This is a genomic window from Streptomyces hygroscopicus (assembly GCF_026168105.1).
GTDB lineage: Bacteria > Actinomycetota > Actinomycetes > Streptomycetales > Streptomycetaceae > Streptomyces > Streptomyces hygroscopicus_D.
Window position 1 is genome coordinate 36,094 of record NZ_LBMW01000011.1, and the last position, 20,426, is coordinate 56,519.

The 20,426-nt window shown below is 72.6% G+C and carries 19 protein-coding genes; 11 read left to right on the forward strand and 8 right to left on the reverse strand.

Going from position 1 to position 20,426, the window contains the following annotated elements:
* Positions 1-36: 36 nt before the first annotated feature.
* Positions 37-624 (forward strand): lysophospholipid acyltransferase family protein, encoded by a 588-nt coding sequence (locus AAW14_RS13570; protein ID WP_265563803.1) that lies wholly within the window; start codon positions 37-39, stop codon positions 622-624.
* A 71-nt stretch (positions 625-695) separates the two neighbouring features.
* Entirely contained in the window at positions 696-2,174 is a 1,479-nt protein-coding gene (gene der, locus AAW14_RS13575) for a ribosome biogenesis GTPase Der (protein WP_265563573.1), read from the forward strand.
* A gap of 100 nt (positions 2,175-2,274) precedes the next feature.
* Here the strand turns inward: der and AAW14_RS13580 are convergent, their stop codons facing one another.
* Together AAW14_RS13580 and AAW14_RS13585 are read right to left on the reverse strand one after the other, a co-directional pair.
* The gene (locus AAW14_RS13580; RefSeq protein WP_265563574.1) at positions 2,275-2,667 is read right to left on the reverse strand and encodes a hypothetical protein; all 393 of its coding nucleotides are present in this window, start codon (positions 2,665-2,667) and stop codon (positions 2,275-2,277) included.
* A 97-nt stretch (positions 2,668-2,764) separates the two neighbouring features.
* Positions 2,765-3,538, reverse strand: a complete 774-nt coding sequence (locus AAW14_RS13585; protein WP_265563576.1) for a hypothetical protein — start codon at positions 3,536-3,538, stop codon at positions 2,765-2,767.
* A gap of 542 nt (positions 3,539-4,080) precedes the next feature.
* On the opposite strand from AAW14_RS13585, the gene AAW14_RS13590 reads away from it, so the two are divergent.
* Positions 4,081-4,746: a transglycosylase family protein gene (locus tag AAW14_RS13590; protein WP_265563578.1), complete on the forward strand. Its 666-nt coding sequence runs from the start codon at positions 4,081-4,083 to the stop codon at positions 4,744-4,746.
* Between the two features lie 35 nt (positions 4,747-4,781).
* On the opposite strand, the gene AAW14_RS13595 is transcribed toward AAW14_RS13590, so the two are convergent.
* Genes AAW14_RS13595 through AAW14_RS13605 form a run of 3 tightly spaced genes read right to left on the reverse strand, consistent with a single transcriptional unit; the run spans position 4,782 to position 9,050 of the window.
* Positions 4,782-5,459: an ATP-binding cassette domain-containing protein gene (locus tag AAW14_RS13595; RefSeq protein WP_265563580.1), complete on the reverse strand. Its 678-nt coding sequence runs from the start codon at positions 5,457-5,459 to the stop codon at positions 4,782-4,784.
* Positions 5,456-8,551, reverse strand: coding sequence for an ABC transporter permease subunit (locus tag AAW14_RS13600; RefSeq protein WP_265563582.1), 3,096 nt, complete (start codon positions 8,549-8,551; stop codon positions 5,456-5,458). The genes AAW14_RS13595 and AAW14_RS13600 overlap by 4 nt, the downstream gene beginning before the upstream one ends.
* A gap of 13 nt (positions 8,552-8,564) precedes the next feature.
* The gene (locus AAW14_RS13605) at positions 8,565-9,050 is read right to left on the reverse strand and encodes a hypothetical protein (RefSeq protein WP_265563584.1); all 486 of its coding nucleotides are present in this window, start codon (positions 9,048-9,050) and stop codon (positions 8,565-8,567) included.
* Between the two features lie 120 nt (positions 9,051-9,170).
* On the opposite strand from AAW14_RS13605, the gene AAW14_RS13610 reads away from it, so the two are divergent.
* The 6 genes from AAW14_RS13610 to AAW14_RS13635 all read left to right on the forward strand — a co-directional run bounded on the left by AAW14_RS13610 (position 9,171) and on the right by AAW14_RS13635 (position 14,150).
* Positions 9,171-9,740 (forward strand): hypothetical protein, encoded by a 570-nt coding sequence (locus AAW14_RS13610; RefSeq protein ID WP_265563586.1) that lies wholly within the window; start codon positions 9,171-9,173, stop codon positions 9,738-9,740.
* 6 nt (positions 9,741-9,746) lie between these two features.
* Complete coding sequence (locus AAW14_RS13615; protein ID WP_265563588.1) at positions 9,747-11,027, forward strand: ABC transporter substrate-binding protein; 1,281 nt, start codon at positions 9,747-9,749, stop codon at positions 11,025-11,027.
* A 142-nt stretch (positions 11,028-11,169) separates the two neighbouring features.
* Complete coding sequence (locus tag AAW14_RS13620; RefSeq protein WP_265563590.1) at positions 11,170-11,682, forward strand: hypothetical protein; 513 nt, start codon at positions 11,170-11,172, stop codon at positions 11,680-11,682.
* On the forward strand, positions 11,679-12,494 hold the full coding sequence (locus AAW14_RS13625) for a hypothetical protein (RefSeq protein ID WP_265563592.1): 816 nt from the start codon (positions 11,679-11,681) through the stop codon (positions 12,492-12,494). Before AAW14_RS13620 ends, AAW14_RS13625 begins: the two co-directional genes overlap by 4 nt.
* A gap of 55 nt (positions 12,495-12,549) precedes the next feature.
* Complete coding sequence (locus tag AAW14_RS13630) at positions 12,550-13,572, forward strand: helix-turn-helix transcriptional regulator (RefSeq protein ID WP_265563593.1); 1,023 nt, start codon at positions 12,550-12,552, stop codon at positions 13,570-13,572.
* Between the two features lie 362 nt (positions 13,573-13,934).
* The gene (locus AAW14_RS13635; protein WP_265563595.1) at positions 13,935-14,150 is read left to right on the forward strand and encodes an I78 family peptidase inhibitor; all 216 of its coding nucleotides are present in this window, start codon (positions 13,935-13,937) and stop codon (positions 14,148-14,150) included.
* Positions 14,151-14,262: 112 nt separating this feature from the next.
* On the opposite strand, the gene AAW14_RS13640 is transcribed toward AAW14_RS13635, so the two are convergent.
* Both AAW14_RS13640 and AAW14_RS13645 read right to left on the reverse strand, forming a co-directional pair.
* Positions 14,263-15,285, reverse strand: coding sequence for a phosphatase PAP2 family protein (locus tag AAW14_RS13640; protein ID WP_265563597.1), 1,023 nt, complete (start codon positions 15,283-15,285; stop codon positions 14,263-14,265).
* A gap of 256 nt (positions 15,286-15,541) precedes the next feature.
* On the reverse strand, positions 15,542-16,708 hold the full coding sequence (locus AAW14_RS13645) for a glycosyltransferase family 39 protein (protein WP_265563600.1): 1,167 nt from the start codon (positions 16,706-16,708) through the stop codon (positions 15,542-15,544).
* Positions 16,709-16,966: 258 nt separating this feature from the next.
* Here AAW14_RS13645 and AAW14_RS13650 point away from each other — a divergent pair, with 258 nt between their 5' ends.
* Together AAW14_RS13650 and AAW14_RS13655 are read left to right on the forward strand one after the other, a co-directional pair.
* Positions 16,967-18,583: an MFS transporter gene (locus AAW14_RS13650; protein WP_265563602.1), complete on the forward strand. Its 1,617-nt coding sequence runs from the start codon at positions 16,967-16,969 to the stop codon at positions 18,581-18,583.
* 137 nt (positions 18,584-18,720) lie between these two features.
* Positions 18,721-19,911 carry an acyl-CoA dehydrogenase family protein gene (locus tag AAW14_RS13655; protein WP_265563604.1) on the forward strand — a complete coding sequence of 397 codons (1,191 nt, stop codon included), beginning with the start codon at positions 18,721-18,723 and terminating at the stop codon, positions 19,909-19,911.
* Positions 19,912-19,950: 39 nt separating this feature from the next.
* Here AAW14_RS13655 and AAW14_RS13660 read toward each other — a convergent pair whose 3' ends face one another.
* Positions 19,951-20,391, reverse strand: a complete 441-nt coding sequence (locus AAW14_RS13660) for a cell division protein SepF (RefSeq protein ID WP_265563606.1) — start codon at positions 20,389-20,391, stop codon at positions 19,951-19,953.
* Positions 20,392-20,426: the final 35 nt, after the last annotated feature.

Here is a 20,426-nt window from a genome sequence, read left to right on the forward strand (position 1 = left end):
AACGCCGAGATCGGGCGGCGTATCGGCGTCCCCCTGATGTACGGGCTGTGGAAGCCGCGCGTGCTGGGCGCCTGGAAGGTGCCTGCGACCGGCTCGTTGATCTTCGCGGTCAACCACTCCCACAACATCGACGGGCCGATGGTCATGGGCGTGGCACCCCGGCCGACGCACTTCCTGATCAAGAAGGAGGCGTTCGTCGGTCCGCTCGGCCTCTTCCTGCGCGGCATCGGCCAGCTGAAGGTGGACCGTGAGGGCACCGACCGCGCGGCCGTCACCCAGGCCCTCGGTGTGCTGGGCAACGGGGGAGTGCTCGGCATCTTCCCCGAGGGCACCCGTGGCGAGGGCGACTTCGCCTCCCTGCGCGCCGGGCTCGCATACTTCGCGGTCCGCAGCGGGGCGCCGATCGTCCCGGTCGCGGTGCTGGGAAGTTCCGAGCGGCAGGGACGGTTGACAAAGGGGCTGCCTCCGCTGCGCAGCCGTGTGGACGTCGTCTTCGGCGACCCCTTCGAGGCGGGCGACGGCACCGGACGCCGTACGCGCAAGGCACTGGACGAGGCCACCGTGCGCATCCAGAAGCAGCTCGCCGCGCACCTGGAAGACGCCAGGCGTCTCACCGGGCGCTAGGCGACACTTGAGTAGTGGATCACCGCGGTGCGGTGTCCACCGATCACCACGATGAACGAGGTACGGACTTCATGAACGACGACATCCAGCCCGACGGCTCGGCAGAGCACGCGTACGAGCACGGGGCGCTCGGCGACGCCGAGTACGCGGAGTTCATGGAGCTCGCCGCGGAAGAGGGCTTCGACCTCGAGGACGTCGAGGGCGCCATCGAGGAGGCCGGGCACGGCCCGCTGCCCGTGCTCGCGGTCGTCGGCCGCCCCAATGTAGGCAAGTCGACTCTGGTGAACCGCATCATCGGCCGCCGTGAGGCGGTCGTCGAGGACAAGCCCGGGGTCACCCGCGACCGCGTCACCTACGAGGCCGAGTGGGCGGGCCGTCGCTTCAAGGTCGTCGACACCGGCGGCTGGGAGCAGGACGTCCTCGGTATCGATGCCTCCGTGGCCGCGCAGGCCGAGTACGCGATCGAGGCGGCCGACGCGGTCGTCTTCGTCGTCGACGCAAAGGTCGGCGCGACCGACACCGACGAGGCCGTCGTGCGGCTGCTGCGCAAGGCGGGCAAGCCCGTGGTGCTGGCCGCCAACAAGGTGGACGGCCCGAGCGGCGAGGCCGACGCGGCGTACCTGTGGAACCTCGGCCTGGGCGAGCCCCACCCCGTCTCGGCCCTCCACGGCCGCGGCACCGGCGACATGCTGGACGCCGTTCTGGAGGCCCTGCCCGAGGCGCCCGCCCAAAGTTTCGGCACCGCGGTCGGCGGACCGCGCCGCATCGCGCTGATCGGCCGCCCGAACGTCGGCAAGTCCTCGCTGCTGAACAAGGTCGCCGGCGAGGAGCGCGTCGTCGTCAACGAACTCGCGGGCACCACCCGTGACCCGGTCGACGAACTGATCGAACTGGGCGGCAAGACCTGGAAGTTCGTCGACACGGCAGGCATCCGCAAGCGGGTGCACCTCCAGCAGGGCGCGGACTACTACGCCTCGCTGCGCACCGCGGCGGCTGTCGAGAAGGCCGAGGTCGCCGTGGTGCTGGTCGACGCCTCCGAGTCCATCTCGGTCCAGGACCAGCGCATCATCACCATGGCGGTGGAGGCGGGCCGGGCCCTCGTCATCGCCTACAACAAGTGGGACACCCTGGACGAGGAGCGCCGCTACTACCTGGAGCGGGAGATCGAGACCGAGCTCGGCCAGGTGGCGTGGGCGCCGCGGGTGAACGTGTCGGCGCGCACCGGACGGCACATGGAGAAGCTGGTTCCGGCGATCGAGACCGCCCTGGACGGCTGGGAGACCCGTGTTCCGACGGGCCGCCTCAACGCCTTCCTCGGCGAGTTGGTCGCCGCGCACCCGCACCCGGTCCGCGGCGGAAAGCAGCCACGCATCCTCTTCGGCACGCAGGCGGGCACCAAGCCCCCGCGGTTCGTGCTCTTCGCCACCGGATTCATCGAGGCGAGCTACCGCCGGTTCATCGAGCGCCGGCTGCGCGAGGAGTTCGGCTTCGAGGGGTCGCCGATCCACATCTCGGTGCGCGTGCGCGAGAAGCGCGGCAGGAAGAAGTAGGGAAGCGCGAAAGGGGCGGCCTCCGGGGAGGCCGCCCCCTTGCGTTCTTCCACGCTCTTCCGCGTTCCTCCGTGCTCTTCAGGTTCTCCTCGAGGGTTGCTCACAGGCCTCTGCGAGGCGCGGGCGGCAGCGCCGGGACGTGGTGCATGCCCCTGGCCTGCTGCGCCACCTGCTGCCAGACGGCGGTCGCTACGGCCGAGTGACCATGGTGGGCGGCCAGGTGGCCCGTCGCGTGCTGGGGGGTGCCGTGGTGTGTGCCGTACGTCCCGCTGCCGTACGAGCCCGCGTCGTGCCGCGGGTTGGAGAACGCGGTGAAGCCCATGTCCTCCTCGCCGCTGCGGTCGCCCGGGAACGCCCGGAAGGACTTGACGTACTCGGCGTAGAGCTCGTCGTAGATCGGTGTGGCCGATGAGCAGCCCGAGGGGTCCTGGCCCACTCGCCGGGAGGGGATGGGCTGATAGGACTGGCGGCGGGGGACGTCATATGCGTGCACGTAGGTGCCAACGACCCCGCCGCCCAGGGGATGCGGTCGGATACGCCGGTTCAGCAGGCCGGCCCAGCGCTCCCGGAGACCGTGCGCCCCGCGGGGCTCAGGTGCCTGCCAGTGGCAGGGTGGCGGCCACCAGCTTCCCGTTCGCCGCAGCCTTGTCCAGGGCGTCACGCAGCAGGTCCTCGCGCGGCTGGCGGCCGATCGAACCGACCGGTGCCGCGAACATCAGCACCTGCTGGTGCTTGTTGGCGGCCGCCCGCCACCCCTCGGTGACCTGGAGCGGCTGGTGCGCCTGCCACCAGGCGACCGGCTGCCCGCCGTTGCTGCCGGGCTGCAGCACGGCGTGCAGCTGGCCCATGGCGAGCAGCACCGACCAGCCGTGCAGCACGGGCGGCACCGACTCGATCGCGGGCAGCGGCATGAAGCCCTGCTCGATGAGCAGGGGCAGGAAGTCGTCGCCTGCTCCGGTCGTGCCCGGGCGCACGATGGGAGCGGTCGGCTCCACCACGAGTGCCGGGTGCAACTCCCCGGCGATCAGGACCAGTCCGCTGGTGACCCCCAGCACCGCCTGCTCGGGCACGGCCGTGGCCATTCCCTCGTCGGCGGCGATGGAACGGACGGCGCCCTGCAACTGCTCCTCGGTGACCTGGACGACCTGGGAGGGCAGGCAGGTGGCGTGGGCGAAGGCGAGGACGGCGGTCTCCTCGCCGATGAACAGAACGGTGCTGGTGCGCTCCTGCTCGGAGTCGCCCGGGGTGCGGCAGGAGGTGCAGTCGTAACTGCCCGGGGCGTTCTCTCCGGCGAGCAGCCGATCGGCTTCTTCGTCGCCGATCTCGGCGCGTACGGCGTCGCTGACGTCGAGCATGCGCGGCACGGGTGGCTCCCTCGGGATGCGGTGCGTGACGGTGCCGGGTGGCTCCCGGCCCATGAGCCCGGCGGTCCCCGGCTCATGAAGATGACAACGGGCGATCTGTGGCCGGAGTCACGCCCGGGAGCGAACGGAATCGAACCATCCGATGCGCAGGGTGAGGCCTTGCGCGGAATCTGTCACTCCACGCCAACGTGTATGAGACCAAGGGAAGTTGCCTCCGTGAGGTGACTCACAGATCGTCGGACCTGCTGGTCGACAAATCACGAAATCGGCGAATGAAATGGGTGGCCGAAAATTGACGATACCTTCGGTAACGGCGAACTGGCCTGGAACGACAAGGGGTTGGTTGATGCCAGGCGGCCGACCTGCCTAGATTCCTCCGCCGTGTGCAACGAGCACCGCCCGGGGTACGTCCACCGGCCGCGCCGCACAGCCGGCGCGCAGCACCACTTCCGGTGGACGGGGCGGCGCGCGACGACCGCGCTCCATGCGCGGACCGATGCGCCCCGCCTTGGGGGATCCCGGGTTCGTGGAGAGGGAATTACATGTCCGAATGTGCCGATAACACCCGTAAGACCCGTACGACTCGTACGACGGCGGTCCTCGCCGGCGCGGCCCTGCTCGCACCGCTCGGACTGCTCGCCGCGACCGGCGACGCCGCCGCGGCCGACGGGGGAGTGTGGGACCGCATCGCCCAGTGCGAAAGCGGCGGGAACTGGCACATCAACACCGGCAACGGCTACTACGGAGGACTGCAGTTCTCCGCCGGCACCTGGCGCGCGTACGGCGGTACGGCCTACGCCCCGACCGCCGACCAGGCCTCCGAGCAGGCGCAGATCACCGTCGCCACCAAGGTGCAGAACGCTCAGGGCTGGGGCGCGTGGCCCGTCTGCTCGGGGCGCGCCGGAGCGGGCGGCAGCGCGCCCGCCGCGTCGGGCGGCGAGGCCGCCTCGAGCTCGTCCTCGCGTTCCACGACCACCGAATCCGCCCCGTCGAAGCAGACGTGGAAGGCGCCGGAGCGCTCGACGGGCCACACCGGTCGCGGGTCCTCCCGCGGCGGCCACGGCCACTACACCGTCCGCAGCGGCGACACCCTCAGCGATATCGCCGAGCGGTACGGCACCACCTGGCAGCGGCTGTACGAGCGCAACAAGTCGGTCATCGGGGGTGACCCGGACATGATCGTGCCCGGGCAGCGGCTCGCCATCTGACCGTGCATCGTGGGCCCTGACGCCGTGCCGCGGCGTCAGGGCCCACGTCGTCGCGGTTCAGGGTCACGGTTGCCGAACTCCGCCGCCTCCCCGCTGAACACCAGCGTTCCGCGGCGCAGCTCGTGGACGAGGACGGTACGGCCGGCCGGCGCCCCGAGCGCCGGGGGCAGCCGCTGTTCGGCGAGGACCACACAGGCGTCGAGGGCGCCCAGCAGCTGGTACGTACGGGCCGCGACCTCCGGCGACATGCCCTGGGCCGGCTCGTCGACGAGCACCACGCGCGCGCGTGCCAGCAGGGCGCGGGAGAGCGCGAGCATGCGCTGCTCGCCGCCGGAGAGCGTTCGGGCGCGACGGGGCAGGAGTGGCCCCAGCTGCGGATAGGCGCCGAGGGCAGCGGCGATGTCCGGCGCGGCCAGCTCCAGGTTCTCGCGGACCGTCAGGGAACCGAAGACCGCCCCTCGTTCCGGGACCAGGCACATTCCGCGCCGGGCCCGTTCGTAGGCGGGCATCCGGGTCACCTCGGTCCCGTCCCAGACGACGGCCCCGCCGGACAGCGGGACGAGACCGGCGAGGGCGCGCAGCACGGTCGTACGGCCGGAGCCGTTGCGGCCCAGCAGGACGGTCGGACCGGGACCGGGCGCCATCAGCGTGACGCCGTGCAGGGCCTCGAGGGGGCCGTAGCGCACGCGCGCGTGGCGCAGGGCGACGCTCATGACCCGCCGCCTTCCAGTACGCGGCCGGCGGGCCCGGAGGCGACGACGCGGCCCGCGGTCATCACATGGACCACGTCGGCGAGGTCGGCCACCAGGTCGAGGTCGTGCTCCACGACGAGCAGTGCGGTGCCGTCCGCGGCGAGCGCCCGCAGCACCCGGGCCAGGGCGGTGATCTCGGCGGAGTCGAGTCCGGCCGCGGGTTCGTCGAGCAACAGGACGCGGGGGCTTGCGGCGAGTGCCCGGGCCAGTTCGACGCGCCGGAGGGTGCCCGTCGGCAGCCCTGCCGCCGGCAGCGCCCGTACCCGGCCGTCGAGGCCGAGCAGCCGCAGGGAGCGCTCCACCGCGCCCGGATCGGCGAGGCGTCCCTGCTCGGCACCGACCCTGACGTTCTCGGCCACGGTCAACGAAGGGAAGACCGCCAGCTGTTGGAAGGTCCGCGCGATGCCGAGCCGGGTGCGGGCGTGCGCGGCCAGCCGGGTGATGTCTCGCTCACCGAGGAGCACCTTCCCGCGCGCGGGGCGCACGGTCCCGGCGAGACAGTGGAACAGGGTGCTCTTTCCGGCGCCGTTGGGCCCGACTACGGCGGTGACCAGGCCGGGCCGGACGTCGAGATCGACACCGTCGAGCGCGGTGAAGCCACCGTAGCGGACATGGAGCCGGCGGGCGGAGAGCAGGGGAGCACCGTTCCCGCCGCCCGCCCGGGAACCGATGCCGGGGGCGGGCAGCGGCCGGGAGCGACCGCTGCGGGGGCGGGGCAAGGGCTCCCCACCGGTCCGTGCCCGGCGGCCGGCCGGGCGGACTGGGGGGTGGTGGACCACGCCGACCGGCGCTTGGCCCGCTGCACCGGCCTGCGTTCTGCCGGTCGTGCCGGTCCCACGCCGTTCGGTCGTGCCGGTGCCGTGTCTTTCGGTCGTGCCGGTCCCGGCGGTTGTGCCGGTCCCGGCGGCCCTGTCGGTCCCGTCGGTCTCGCGCCCCTCGGTCCCGTGCGCTTCGGTCACGTCGGTCGTGCCGGTCTCGCGTCCGTCGGTCGCGCGTCCTTCGGTTGCGTCGGCCCTGCCGGTTCCGCGCCCCTCGGCCCCTCGTCTTTCGGTCACGTCGGTCGTGCCGGTCCCGCCGGCCCGTGCCCCGTCCGTTGAGCCGGTCCGTGTGCGGTCCGCGCGGGCTCGTGTTCGGTTCCCCGGCTCGTCTCCCGTGTCGAGGGCGGTCGGTACCGGCGCCGCAGGCGCCCGGGAGCCCAGCGGCCCCCGCAGCCTCCCGCGCACCCGCGCCCCCAACGGCGTGAGCCTCGGGCGGTGACGCGGGCCGAGACGGGACGTCGCCGTGCGCAGGGCCTCGTACGGGCCGTCGGGGAAGCGGCCGACGAGGAGCGCGAGCACGCCGATCAGCGCCGCCGCGATCCCGCCCCGCGCACCCGCGTCGAGGCCCACCAGCAGGGCCGCGGCGGCCAGGGCGCCGAGGACGCTGTCCGCGCCCAGTACCACCACCGCGGCGAACCAGAGCAGGCCGCGGACGGGGTCGTACACCCCGGGGTCGAAGGCTCGTAGACCCATGCCGAGCATGCCGCCGCCGAGCGCGGCCAGCGCCGCGCCCGAGACGAAGGCCAGCACCTTGAGCGCAGGAACCCGGACGCCCGCCGCCGAAGCCCCCGCCTCATGGTCCCGCATGGCCGCGAGCGCCCGGCCCGTGCGGCCCCGGCGCAGCGCGAGCGCCGCCGACAACGCCACTGCCAGGAGGACCAGTTCGAGCAGGTAGTACGCCCGGTCCCCGTCGAAGCCCGCCGGGCGGTTCAGCGACAGGCCCGACGTCGCGTAAGGCTGTGCGAAGACGAAGCGGCTCACCCCCACGCCCACGGCGAACGTCGCCAGTGCCGGTGCCAGGCCCCGGCGGCCGATCGCGGGCCAGCCGGTCAGCAGACCCAGGGGCGCGATCAGGACCACCGCCACCGCGAGCGCCGCCAGTTCGGGAAGCCGGGGCAGGCCCGGGAAGCGGCCCGCCGCGAGCAGCGCCGTGAACAGGGCGCCCAGGCCTGCGTACGCCGCCTGCCCCAGCGAGATCTGGCCACCGCGCCCGCTGACGACCACCAGGGACAGCAGCACCACGCACAACGCGGGCACCTGGACCGACGTGTGCAGGTCCGAGCCCGCGAAGCCGAGCGGGAGCAGGAACAGCACCACCGCCACGATCCAGGCGCCCGGCGGGCTCGGCACCCGGACGGCCGCCGTGCGCGGCAGGGCGTCGCGCGTGCCGATGCCGGGCAGCACCAGGGCCCCGGCGAGCAGCGCCACCACGAAGAGGTTGGCACCGACCGCCTGCACCAGGGGTTCGCGCCAGCCCGACGGGTGAAGCCGCGTCAGCTGGCTCTGCGCGACGCCGATGCCCAGCGCCACCACGACCGCCACGGTCAGGCTGCGCATCCGGGCCGCCACCGCGACCGCCACCACCTCCATCACCAGCAGGGACATTCCGAACGGGTCCAGACGCACGTACGGCGCGAGCAGCACGCCCGTCAGCCCCGCCGTGAACGCGCCGAACGCCCAGCCCGCCGCTGCCACCCGGTCCGCGTCGACGCCGCCGAGGACGGCCAGCGAGCGGTCGTCGACCACCGCGCGCAGCTCCCGCCCGAAACGCGTCCAGCGCGTCACCGCCGTGACACCGGAGGCCAGGACCACCGCGACCGCCAACTGTCCCCAGGGATCAGCGGACACCAGCGTCGGCGCGTCCGCGCGCGCGCCCGGACCCCACACCAGCTCCGCCCCGCCGACCAGCAGCACGAACACCCCGATGGACGCGACCAGCGTCCGCGCCGGATCCCCGCCGAGCATCGACAGCGGCCGGAACACGACGCGTTCCAGCACCACGCCGATGCCCGGCGCCACGACAAGGAGCGTGACCGCCGCGCCCAGCGCGAGCGGCCAGCCCCACTCCACGGTGAACTGCCGCAGCACATACGCGCACAGCATCGCGATCGCGCCGTGCGCGAAGTTCAGCACTCCGGTCGCCCGGTAGGTGACCACCAGCCCGATCCCGGTGAGCGCGGCGGCGCTGCCGACCGAGAGACCGGCGAGGGTGAGGTCGTAGGTGAACGAGGCCATGAGCCGTCCGCCCTCAGCCGTCCGGACCGGTCGCGGGCGGTTCGCACACCGGACACGGTCTCAACTGCCCGTCCGCCCGCCTCCATGAGCCCACCGGTACGGCCTCCGACTTGCCGGTCACCAGGGGACAGTCCGCGCGGTGCCACAGCGTGCCGCCCGGCACCATCAGCAACTCCCCGCCGCCCGCGACGGGCAGGTCCGCCGTACGCCCGGACTCGTCGGCGGGGTCGTCCGCGTCGGCGGCCACCAGAAGCGCGTACAGCTCCTCCAGGCGTGCGGCGGCCGCCGCGTTCCCGCCGTGGGTGAGGAGCACCGAACCGGCGATGATCAGCGCGGCGCCCGGCACGGTGCAGGAAGCCAGATAGGGCAACTGCCGCTCCGCGTAGCGCTCGCCCGAGATGCCGTACCAGCCGATGACGCACAGCACCGCTCCCGCGGCGAGCGCGGCCCACCCGGCCCAGAGGACCGGGTGCACAGTCCGCAGTCGAGCAGTCCGCATGGCGGCTCCCACGTCGTGTGTCTGTCCATGTCAGCCGATGGCTTGCACTATGCCTTCTGGAAGCTGTCCCTGAAAGCGCCGGGCGCACATGGCCCGGACCGACACCTGGTGGTGAGTCACATGGTTCTGGGGAGCGACCTCGGGCGGGGCTGCGAGGGGCGGGCGCTCGGCCCCGGACGGGCGCCGGCGTGGGCGGCGGTCGCCGTCCTGCTCCTGGGCCCGGCCGTCGGAGCGTGCAGCGACCGGAGCGGTGGCGGAAGCAGCAGCCCGCCCACACCCTCGGTCGAGCGGCCGACGAGCGCCCCGCCCAGCCCGACCGCCCCCTCGGACCCGGCGGAGGCCGAGCAGCAGATCAGGCGGAACTGGACGAGGTTCTTCGACCCGTCCGTCTCCCTCGAGGACAAGGCCGCCGTGCTGGAGAACGGTGACCGGATGGGCCCGGTGCTGCGGGGCTTCAACGGTGACCGGCGCGGCCGGCAGGTCCAGGCGGTCGTGCAGAAGGTGCAGTTCACCTCCCCGGCCGACGCCGACGTGACGTACTCGCTGACCCTCAAGGGCGCCACCGCCCTGCCGAAAGCGTCCGGCACGGCCGTCGAGCAGAACGGCACCTGGAAGGTGTCCGACAAGACGCTCTGCGCACTGGTGCAGCTCAGCGGCAACGCGTCGGCGAGCGCCGCTCCGGGCTGCTGACCGGCCGTGCGCGCACCTCACCGGGCGGCCGCCGCCCTCGCCACGGGTCTGGTCCTGCTGGTCACGGCCTGCGGCAGCCGGCTGCCCGAGCGCGACTTCGAGAACCGCTCGACGCCGTCGCGGTACCAGAGCGCCGAGCCGATCCGGGTCGGCATCGTCACCAGCGCCACCAGCCCGGTCGGCAGCTCCGCGTTCACCGGTCCGCGTGATGGCGCCCAGGCGTATTTCGACCGCCTCGACGCGCGCGGCGGGATCGCCGGCCGCCGCGTGGAGGTGCACACGTGCGACGACGGCGGCAGCGGTGTCGGCAACAACGAGTGCGTACGCAAGCTGATCGACGAGGACAGGGTCGTCGCCCTGGTCGCCACCACCTCGCTCGAGTACGCGGGCGCCTCCCGTGTGTCCGCCGCCGCCGTGCCCGACATCGGAGGCCAGCCCATCGGCGCCGCCTACGACACCTATCCGCATCTGTACGGCATCTACGGCAGCCTCGCGCCGCGCACCGGCACGGCGGGCTGGGGCGGGAAGCTGTACGGGGGCACCGAGGTCTACCGCTACTTCAAGCAGCGCCAGGGAGCCCGCACGGCCGCCGTCGTCTCCTACAACCAGTCCGCGTCGGCCGCGTACGCCCGGCTCGTCGCCCGGGGCCTCGCGGCCGAGGGCTACAAGGTCGTCACCGAGCAGGTCGACTTCGCGCTGCCGAACTTCCGTGCGGCCGCCGCCGACCTCAAGCAGCAGGGCGCCGACCTGGTCTTCGACGCCCTGGACACGCACGGCAACGCCCAGTTGTGCCAGGCCCTCGACCGGATCGGAGCGAAGATCATCGCCAAGGTCACCAATGTGCAGAACTGGACGTCGACGGTCCCCGAGGACTACAAGGACTCCCCACGGTGCCGCAACGCTCTGTGGGCGACCGGCTCCAGCCGCAACTACGAGGACACCGGCGACCGGGCCGTCCGCGCGTTCCGGGACGCGACCCGGGGCCTGAGCATGCACTCCCAGTGGCAGCTGGAGGGCTGGGCGGCGGCGATGTGGTTCACGGACGCCGCGAGGTCCTGCGGCACGGAGGTCACACGCGCGTGCGTCGAACGTTTCATGAACGCGGGGAAGCCGTACACGGCCGACGGGCTGCTGCTCCCCGTCACGTTCGAGCGCCTGGCGACGCCCCCGGCGACGCGCAGGGCGTGCCTCTCCGTGGCACGCTGGGAGGACGCGAAGGGCTGGGTGGGCCAGGGCGACATGAACGCGACCTGCTTCGACGTGCCGCAGCTGGCGTACGAGCCCTGACGCGTTCAAGGGCCGAGAGGTTCCCAGGATCGGCTACCGATGGGACAACGGTTCCGCCACAACATGGCCATGATCCCCAACCGGCCGCCGCACCCCCGGGTCTAATCGAGCGGCGGGGGCGGCCAAGGGAATCCAGGTACGCATGTACATCTCTTTCCTGGTACACGACGCGTCCGGGAGCGGAGGGACGAACCGCGCTACGTACCACCCCGCGCCCGCGCCGGGCCTCGTCCCCACCCACGGCCCGGCCGAGCGGATGGCGACGGCCGGGCGGCTCGGCGTCTCGAGCGTCGGGGCCGTGCGCTGCGTACCGTCCGTCGTCTCCACCGACTGCCCGCACGGGCCCCTTGGGACCATCCGCAGCGGTGCCGACGGACGCTCCGCCGGGGCCGGTGACGCCGTCGCCGCGGGCCTGCTGGATATCGCCGACGGCGAGGCGCTACGGCGGCGGACGGCGGCCGCGGCGCCGGAGGACTCCGCGCGCCTCCGCCCGGCACGCATCGCCGAACGGCACCGGTGCCTGTGCGCCGGCACCGTTCCGCGGGGCGGCCGGCTGCGTGGCGGGCGGAGGCGCACCGGGGCGGCCCTGCCCGGCGGTGCCCAGGCCGTGCGGGAGGCAGGGCGCGGCGCACGCGCGAAGGGGCACCTCGCATGATGACCGAGGCCCCGCGGGCCCGGCACGAGCGCACCGCCCCGGCCCTGTGCGCCGACAGCGTCGCCGACGCGGCGGGCGGGCTGACCTTCGACATCGGCGGCACCGGCGACCCGGGCCCGGCCCACCTGGTGCTGCGCCGCCGCGACGGCGAGGAGGTCGCGCTGCCGCTCGCCCCGGCCGAGAGCGGCCGGCTGCGCGCCGCCCTCCCCAGCAGCGTCGAACTGCCCGAAGGCCGCTGGGAGGCGTACGCGCAGTTCGCCGACGGCGAGCCCCGCCGACTGGTGCCAGGCGTCAACGATCTGCGTTCCCTCGGGCACCGGGTGCCCGGCGACATGGCCGCCAGGATCGCCGTCCGCATCCCGTACACCACCAGGGAAGGCACCCTCGCCGTCCGCAGCTGGCTGCGCGCCCCGCACGCCGAGGCGGGTGACCTGCGGATCGACGGTGGCGAGCTGAGAGTCAGCGGCCGGGTCTACGGCACCGGGCTCGCGCCGGAGGCCTACGCCGAGGTCCGCGCGCGCGGCGGCCGCAAGTCCGTGCTCCGCGCCGATGTCACCGCGCGGGAGACGGAGTTCGGTTTCACCGTGCCGTACGCGCCGCTCGCCCCCGGCATCTGGGACCTGTGGCTGCGCCCGGCCGGGGAGCGGGGGCCGAGGGTGCGGATCGCCCGCCTCCTCGACGACGTCGCGGACAAGAGACCGGTCTTCCGCTACCCCAAGGCCGCGGTGCGCGCCGAGCACGGCGAGGTGGAGGCCCGGCCGTACTACACGGTCGACAACGACCTGTCGGTGACCGTCAGCGCCGTCGGCTGACCGCTTCGGCCTTTGCGGACACAAGCTGTCCGCAAAGGCTGGCAGACTCGAGGCCATGCTGGAGACCTCGGCACGACTGCTGCGCCTGCTGTCCCTGCTCCAGGCCCACCGCGAATGGTCCGGAGCCGATCTCGCCGAACGGCTCGGCGTCAGCCCCCGCACGGTGCGCCGGGACGTGGACCGGCTGCGGGAGCTGGGTTACCCCGTCAACGCCAGCCCCGGCACCGGCGGCGGCTATCAGCTGGGCGCGGGGGCCGAGCTGCCGCCGCTGCTTTTGGACGACGACGAGGCGGTCGCCGTGGCGGTCGGACTGCGCACAGCGGCCGGGCAGGGCATCGAGGGCATCGGCGAGACCTCCGTACGCGCCCTCACCAAGCTGGAACAGGTGCTGCCGACGCGGCTGCGCCGCCGGGTGAGCGCCCTCAACGCGTTCACCGTGCCGATGATGCGCGGCCCCCTGCCCTCCGCCGTCGACCCGGCCCTCCTCACCGAAATCGCCCACCTCTGCCGCGACGCGGAACGGCTGCGCTTCGAATACCGGGATTACGGCGGCGCCCCGACCCGGCGCACGGTCGAGCCGTACCGCCTGGTGTGCACCGAGCGCCGCTGGTACCTGGTCGCCTGGGACGTCGACCGCGGCGACTGGCGCACGTTCCGCGTCGACCGCATCACCCCGAAGCCGCCGCACGGTCCCCGATTCACCCCGCAGACGCCGCCGGCCGAGGACCTGGCCGCGTATGTGTCGAAGGGGGTCTCCACCCGCGCGTACGCCGCGCACGCCGTCGTACGGCTGCTGGTGCCCCTGGCCGACGCGGCGGAGCGGATCTCGCCGTCGGCGGGGACGCTGGAGGCGGAGACCCACGCGAGCTGTCTGTTGCGCACCGGGGCCCCGAACCTCGATGTGATGGTGATTCACGTCATGATGACTGGCTTCGAGTTCGAGGTTCTGGAGCCCGCCGAACTGACGGACGTCATCAGGACGGCGAGGGACCGGCTGTCCCGGGCCGTCGAACGGACGGAGCGGCCCCGGGCGCGTACTCCGGGTGATGCCCGTCGCTCGTCCGACCCCACACCGTGAGGCATGGGCAGTCCCGCGGTCGGGCACGTCGGCACGGGGGGATTCTGTGCTGAAGCCGTGTATGTGTTATGCGGAGTCAGATGGTGCGGCGCTTACCGAAATCTCATGGGAAAGAATTCGGAATGAACTCCGCGGCGCCCTTTCCGCAGGTTTATTCTGAGCCGCTTCGGAGGCCGCACGAGTTGGTTCAGAATTGCGTTCGAAGCGGTGCCGGGCAGCTGTCGGAACGCCCATACGTGTGACCCTGTCGAGGCGAACCGGCGTCGTGATTCTGTGACAGAAGCGTGACCGGAGGGGTATGTGTGGCCAGGGTGGCGGCGCCGGGACTACCGCGCCGGGGGCCCGCGGCCTAACGTGGCGGCATGGCTCCCCATCCCACCCCTGACGCCGAACCCGATGACTCTCCGGAGGCGTACGTCGGCCTGGAGGCCCACCAGGCCGAGCGGCTCGCCCACGAGCGCGGCTGGAGCGCGGTCCGCTCGCTGCCGCCGGGCACGGTCATCACCATGGAGTACCGCGTCGGACGGCTGAACTTCGAGGTCGAGAACGGCAGAGTCAGGCGCTGCTGGAAGGGCTGACCGGCCAGACGCGCCCGGGCGGCCCAGGGCATGGCGAAGGCCCCGGCTCGGTGCGAGCCGGGGCCTTCGCCATGCGGGCAGGAGTGCGTACCGCTCCCCGCGAGTCCGTTGCTCAGCCGCCCGCCAGCGGCCGGGCGGAGGCCGTGCCGCGCGACACTCGGTCCGGGTGCGGCGGGCGGCGGCTGCCCACCGGTGTGACCGGGGTCCGCTCCGCACGCGTCATGTGCGGGCCGGGGGCCAGATAGGCCGGCGGACGGGACGCCCGGCCGGCGGCCACCGGCTCCCTGACGGGCACCTCCTCGCCGGTGGCCGGGCGCGGCGGTGCGACGACCGGTGAGGGCGTGCCGACCGGGGCAGGCGCGGGCACCGGGGTGGCACGGCGGCTGCGCCGGCGGTCCCGCGCCGCGAGGATGCTCGTCTCGGCACGGGCGATCAGCGGCTCGAACCAGGGCAGCGCCAGCATGATCAGCAGACCCGCGGCCCAGCCGAGGAGCACATCGCTCAGCCAGTGCGTACCGAGGTAGACCGTCGTGAGGCCGACGCCGAGGGCAGTCACCGCGGAGGCCGCGGACAGCCAGCGCCGGGCCCGCGGCGTGGAGGCCAGATAGGCGAGGATGCCCCAGGTCACCACGGCGTTCGCGGTGTGGCCGCTGGGAAATATATCGCCGCCGCGCCACATCTCGTTCGCCCCGATGACGGTCGCGTAGTGCGGCCCGAGGCGGCCCATGCCGTACTTGGCGGCGCCGACCGTGATGTTGAGCAGGAGCAGGGCCGTGGCCAGCGTGAGCAGCGGGCGCAGGGTGTGCTGCCGCCAGGCGCGCCAGCCCAGCCAGGACGCGATCATCGTGGCGGTGGGGCCGCGCTGGCCCAGCACCACGTAGTAGTCGAGGAACGCGTGAATCTGCGGCCACTGCTGGTACGGCCGGAAGAACATGACCTGCCAGTCCAGCCGGACCAGCCAGGAGGAGACGACCACGGCCCACACGATTGCCACGTAGAAGGCCAGCGTTGCCGAGAAGAGAACCACTCGGTGCCGGCTCATCCTGGGCACATCGATGTCGGCCGGCCGTCCCGGCTCACGGTCCAACCGGGCGAAGACCCGGTCCAGACGGCTCAGCATTCGTTCGGTACGCACTCAATCGACGTTACAGCGAGTGAGCTGCCCACCCGCCCGATTCACTGCGGTTGTGATGACGATGTGATGTGGGATTCCTCTCAGCGGGTGTTTATTACTATGGATTCCCTAATCGTGGCCGCGCACTTCCGTCAATTCCAATGATCACCAGGTGTACGCGTTATATGGCGCTTGTCTATTCGTTCACCGAATGCTGGGGAGAAATTCCCCGGTCGCTCACTGTTGGTCACGAGTGGATCATGTGGTGACAAGTGGATCATGGCGGACCCGCGCCGTTCAGCCAGAACGCGCCGTAGACGGCCGACGCCGCGGCGAGACCGCCCAGGACCGCCGCCGACCTGGACGGACGCGCCCGGACGAGGGTCCGCGCCAGGGGCAGCAGCAGGGGGAAGGCGGGCAGCAGGAGACGTGGCTTCGAGCCGAAGTAGCTCGACGCGCACAGGGCGAGCGCGGTGACGGCACCCGCGTACACGAGCAGCGGGAGCGGCTGGCCCTGCCGGACGCACACCACGTACAGCCAGATGATCAGCACGACCCCGGCGATCAGCCCCACGCCGGCCGCCGCCGAGGGCAGCGAGGTGAATTTGCCTGCGATGAAGCGGGCAAAGGCGTAACCGCCGTCGAAGCCGTTGCGCCAGCCCGCCTGCACGTCGAGGTAGCCGAAGGGGCCCTTGCCGGTGCGGTGACCGACCCACAGCACGTAGCCGGCGGCACCGAGAGGCGCTAGGAGCACGCCGGCGGTCCGGCGGACGGCGGAGCCGCCGTCCGCCGGGGGCGTGCGCCGGTCCCGTACGTACGAGACGGCCGCCGAAGTCCACACGGCTGCGACGACGGCCGCGCCCACCGGCCGGGTCAGGCCGGCCAGCGAGGCGAGGACGCCCGCCGTCACCCAGCGGCCCGTCAGGACCGCGTACAGCGCCCACGCGGCGAGCGCCGTGAACAGGGACTCGCTGTACGCCATCGACTGCACGATCCCGACCGGCAGCACCGCCCACAGCAGCACCGCACCGACGCCCACGCGGGGGCCGTACACCCGGTCCGCGACCGCGAAGATTCCCCAGGCCGCGGCGAGCGAGGCGAGTGTGGCGACGACGAGGCCCGCGTCGGCGTACGACAGCGGGGTCACCGCCGCGCCCAGCCGCTCCAGCCACGGCAGGAGCGGGAAGAAGGCGAGGTTGGAGTGCACGTCGCCGTTCGGAAGGCGGACCTCGTAGCCGTAGCCGAGGGCCGCGACCCGGGTGTACCAGAGCGAGTCCCAGCGAGCGGTCAGCAGCGTGTGCGCGCTCGTGCCGCGCGCCGCGCTCCACAGCGCGAGCACGACGAGGCCCAGGGCCCGGACGGCCGCATAGCCCACCAGGGCGGGGGCGGCGCGTCGTACGGCGCCGGTGCGGGGCGGCGCCGTACGCGTTGCAAGATCGGTCACGCGCTCGATTATCGACGCCGTACGGAACCGAAAGCCCCCCTTGTGTGTCGTGGACCGGGGGAAGGGTGGCGTACGCCACACCTCCTCCGGGGGGAACCTGAGAGGTCCGCCACGCGACCGCCGGAGGTACTCGCGTAGGCTGACGGCTTGCTCGTTTCGTTGCGTGAGCCCCGGGAGTACCGCTCCTCCCGGCCGCAGCCGCGGGATCGTCCCCACCCGTGGACCGCCGAAGCGAGGGACAGTCTGGGAGGTACGTACATGTCCGGGACGACCACGGCCGCCGCTGGGCTGCGCCGTCGGGCGGCCGGGGCCGGTACCAACCGCTGGGTCGTCCTCGTCGTCCTCTGCGTCAGCCTGCTGCTCGTCGCCCTCGACGCCACGGTGCTGCATGTCGCGGTGCCCGCCGTCACCGAGGACCTCAGGCCCGGCGGGATAGAACTGCTCTGGATCGTCGACACCTATCCGCTCGTCTGCGCCTCGTTGCTGATCCTCTTCGGCACGCTGGGCGACCGGATCGGCCGCAGAAGGGTCCTGCTGCTCGGATACGCCCTCTTCGGTGTCGCCTCCGGTGTCGCGGCGCTCGCCCAGGACGCGCAGGTGCTGATCCTGGCGCGGGCGCTGCTCGGTGTGGGCGGCGCGATGATCATGCCCGCGACGCTGTCCATCCTGCGCCAGGTCTTCCCCGACCGGCGCGAGCGGGCGCTGGCGATCGGCATCTGGAGCGCGGTGGCCGCGGTGGGCGCGGCGGTCGGGCCACTGCTGGGCGGCTTCCTCCTCGAGCACTTCTGGTGGGGTTCGGTCTTCCTGATCAACATCCCGCTGATGCTGGTCAGCCTGCCGGTCGGGCGGCTGCTGCTGCCGGAGTCGAAGGGGGACCGCAACGGCCCCTGGGACGTGGCCGGCGCGCTCATGGCTGCGGGCGGCCTCTTCGGACTGGTCCTCGGCGTCAAGAGGCTCGGCGGCGGGGAGTCGCCGCTCGGCCCCTTCACCTTGCTGCCGCTGCTGGCCGGTGCGGCTCTGCTGGTCGCCTTCGTACGGCGGCAGCGGCGGCGCGCACATCCGCTGGTGGATCTGCGGATGTTCGCGCGCCCGGCGTTCAGCACATCGGTCGGATGCATCGTGCTGGCGATGCTCGCGCTGGTCGGGCTGGAGCTGATCGCGGCGCAGTATCTCCAGCTGGTGCTGCACTTCTCGCCACTCGGGACGGGGCTGCGGCTGCTGCCGCTGACCTTCGCGGCGATGGCGGCGGGCCTGATCGGCTCGCACCTGCTGCACCGCTTCGGCCCACGGCTCATGGTCGTCTCCGGCTTCTGCCTCACGGCCGCGGCGGTCGTCACCCTGACGGCCATGGGCGGCCACGACAACCCGCCGCTGCTGCTGTGCGGTTTCGTGCTGCTCGGCTTCGGTCTCGAGACGACGCTCTTCGGGGCGTACGAGTCGATGCTGAGCGAGGCACCGCAGGCGCAGGCAGGCGGGGCGGCGGCGATCGGCGAGACGTCGTACCAGCTGGGCGCGGGCATCGGGATCGCGCTGCTGGGCAGCGTGATGAACGCGGCGTACGCGCCCGGCCTGTCGTCGGTCCCGGGAGTCCCGGAGCGGGCGTCGAAAGCGGCCGGGCACTCACTGGGGGAGGCGTACGAGGTGGCGGGCCGCCTCGGCGGCGCACGGGGCGAGGCCCTGCGCCACGCGGCACGCGACTCCTTCGTTCATGGGCTCCATGTCACGCTCCTGGTCAGTGCGGGGCTGCTGCTGCTCGGCGCGGTGATGGCGCTGAGGCTGCCGCGGGCCATGCACTGCGAGCCGCCGGCGGCGCCGGACCTGACCGCCGGGGTTCCGGCACCGCGGGAGCCGGCGGACTGCCCCGTCTCCGTGTAAGCCGGAAATGGCGCCCACACGCACGGGTGCAGGGTCGGCACATGCGCCCGGCACTGGACGCGCGGCGCGGCGCGTCGTACCGTCGGCCCGTCCAGGTGTGATTAGCGCTGCTAGTTTCCAGTGCACGGAGGCTGCTCATGTCCGCGTCCCCCACGGCGCCGTCCTTCGACCCCGCCGACCCGCTCGGCATCGACGACCTGCTGGACGCCGACGATCTCGCCATCCGTGACACCGTGCGGACCTGGGCGGCGGAGCGCGTACTGCCGTTTGTCGCCGAGTGGTACGAGCAGGGCGAGCTGCCGGGCATTCGGGAGCTCGCCCGCGAGCTGGGCTCCCTCGGCGCCCTCGGCATGTCGCTCAGCGGATACGGCTGCGCCGGCGCCGGCGCCGTCCAGTACGGCCTGGCCTGTCTGGAGCTTGAAGCCGCCGACTCCGGGATCCGGTCTCTCGTCTCCGTCCAGGGATCCCTCGCCATGTACGCCATCCACCGGTTCGGCAGCGAGGAGCAGAAGCAGCAGTGGCTGCCCCGCATGGCCGCCGGTGAGGTCATCGGCTGCTTCGGGCTCACCGAACCCGACCACGGTTCGGACCCCGCCTCCCTGCGCACCCACGCCAAGCGCGACGGTGGGGACTGGGTGCTCAACGGCCGCAAGATGTGGATCACCAACGGGTCCGTCGCCGGCGTAGCCGTCGTATGGGCGCGCACCGACGAGGGGATGCGGGGGTTCGTCGTGCCCGCCGACAGCCCCGGCTTCTCCGCACCCGAGATCAGGCACAAGTGGTCTCTGCGGGCCTCCGTCACCAGCGAACTCGTCCTCGACGACGTGCGGCTGCCCGCCGACGCCGTCCTTCCCGGTGTCGTCGGACTCAAGGGCCCGCTCAGCTGTCTGTCCCACGCCCGGTACGGGATCGTGTGGGGGGCCATGGGCGCAGCCCGGTCGTGTTTCGAGACCGCCGTCGAGTACGCCAGGACCAGGGAACAGTTCGGCAGGCCCATCGGCGGTTTCCAGCTCACCCAGGCCAAGCTCGCCGACATGGCGGTCGAGCTGCACAAGGGGATTCTGCTCGCCCATCATCTGGGGCGGCGCATGGACGCGGGACGGCTTCGGCCCGAACAGGTCAGCTTCGGCAAGCTCAACAACGTACGCGAGGCCATCGAGATCTGCCGCACCGCGCGCACGATCCTCGGCGCCAACGGGATCTCCCTGGAGTACCCCGTGATGCGGCACGCCACCAATCTGGAGTCGGTGCTCACCTACGAGGGCACCGTCGAGATGCACCAGCTCGTGCTGGGCAAGGCGCTCACCGGACTCGACGCCTTCCGGTGACCGGACCCCAAGCGGGCAGGGCCGGTGAGCGGCCCTGCCTCAGCTCTGGTTGAAGAAGCCGTCGTTGTGCCGGTTCGCGGCCTCGCCGCTGACGATCTCCGTGTTCGCGGGCGTCAGCAGGAAGACGCGGTTGGAGACGCGGTCGATCGAGCCGCGCAGACCGAAGATGAGCCCGGCCGCGAAGTCCACCACGCGCTTGGCGTCCGAGGGCTCCATGTTCGTGAGGTTCATGATGACCGGGACCCCGTCCCGGAACAGTTCCCCGATGGCCCTCGCGTCCCGGAAGCTGTCCGGGGTGATCGTGCCGATCCGGCGGCCCTTCTCCTCCGCCGTGTCGGACGCCACCTTCACCCGCGGGTCCGTCACCCAGGCGTCGGCCTGCTCCTGGCCGCCCTCGGCGTAGTCGTCGTCGTAGTAACGCTCGTCATCGTTGTCGTCGACGAGGCCGAGCCAGGCACTCGCCTTGCGCACCGATCCCATGGACGCCTCCTCTCACAGCGGTCTTTCATGCCTTC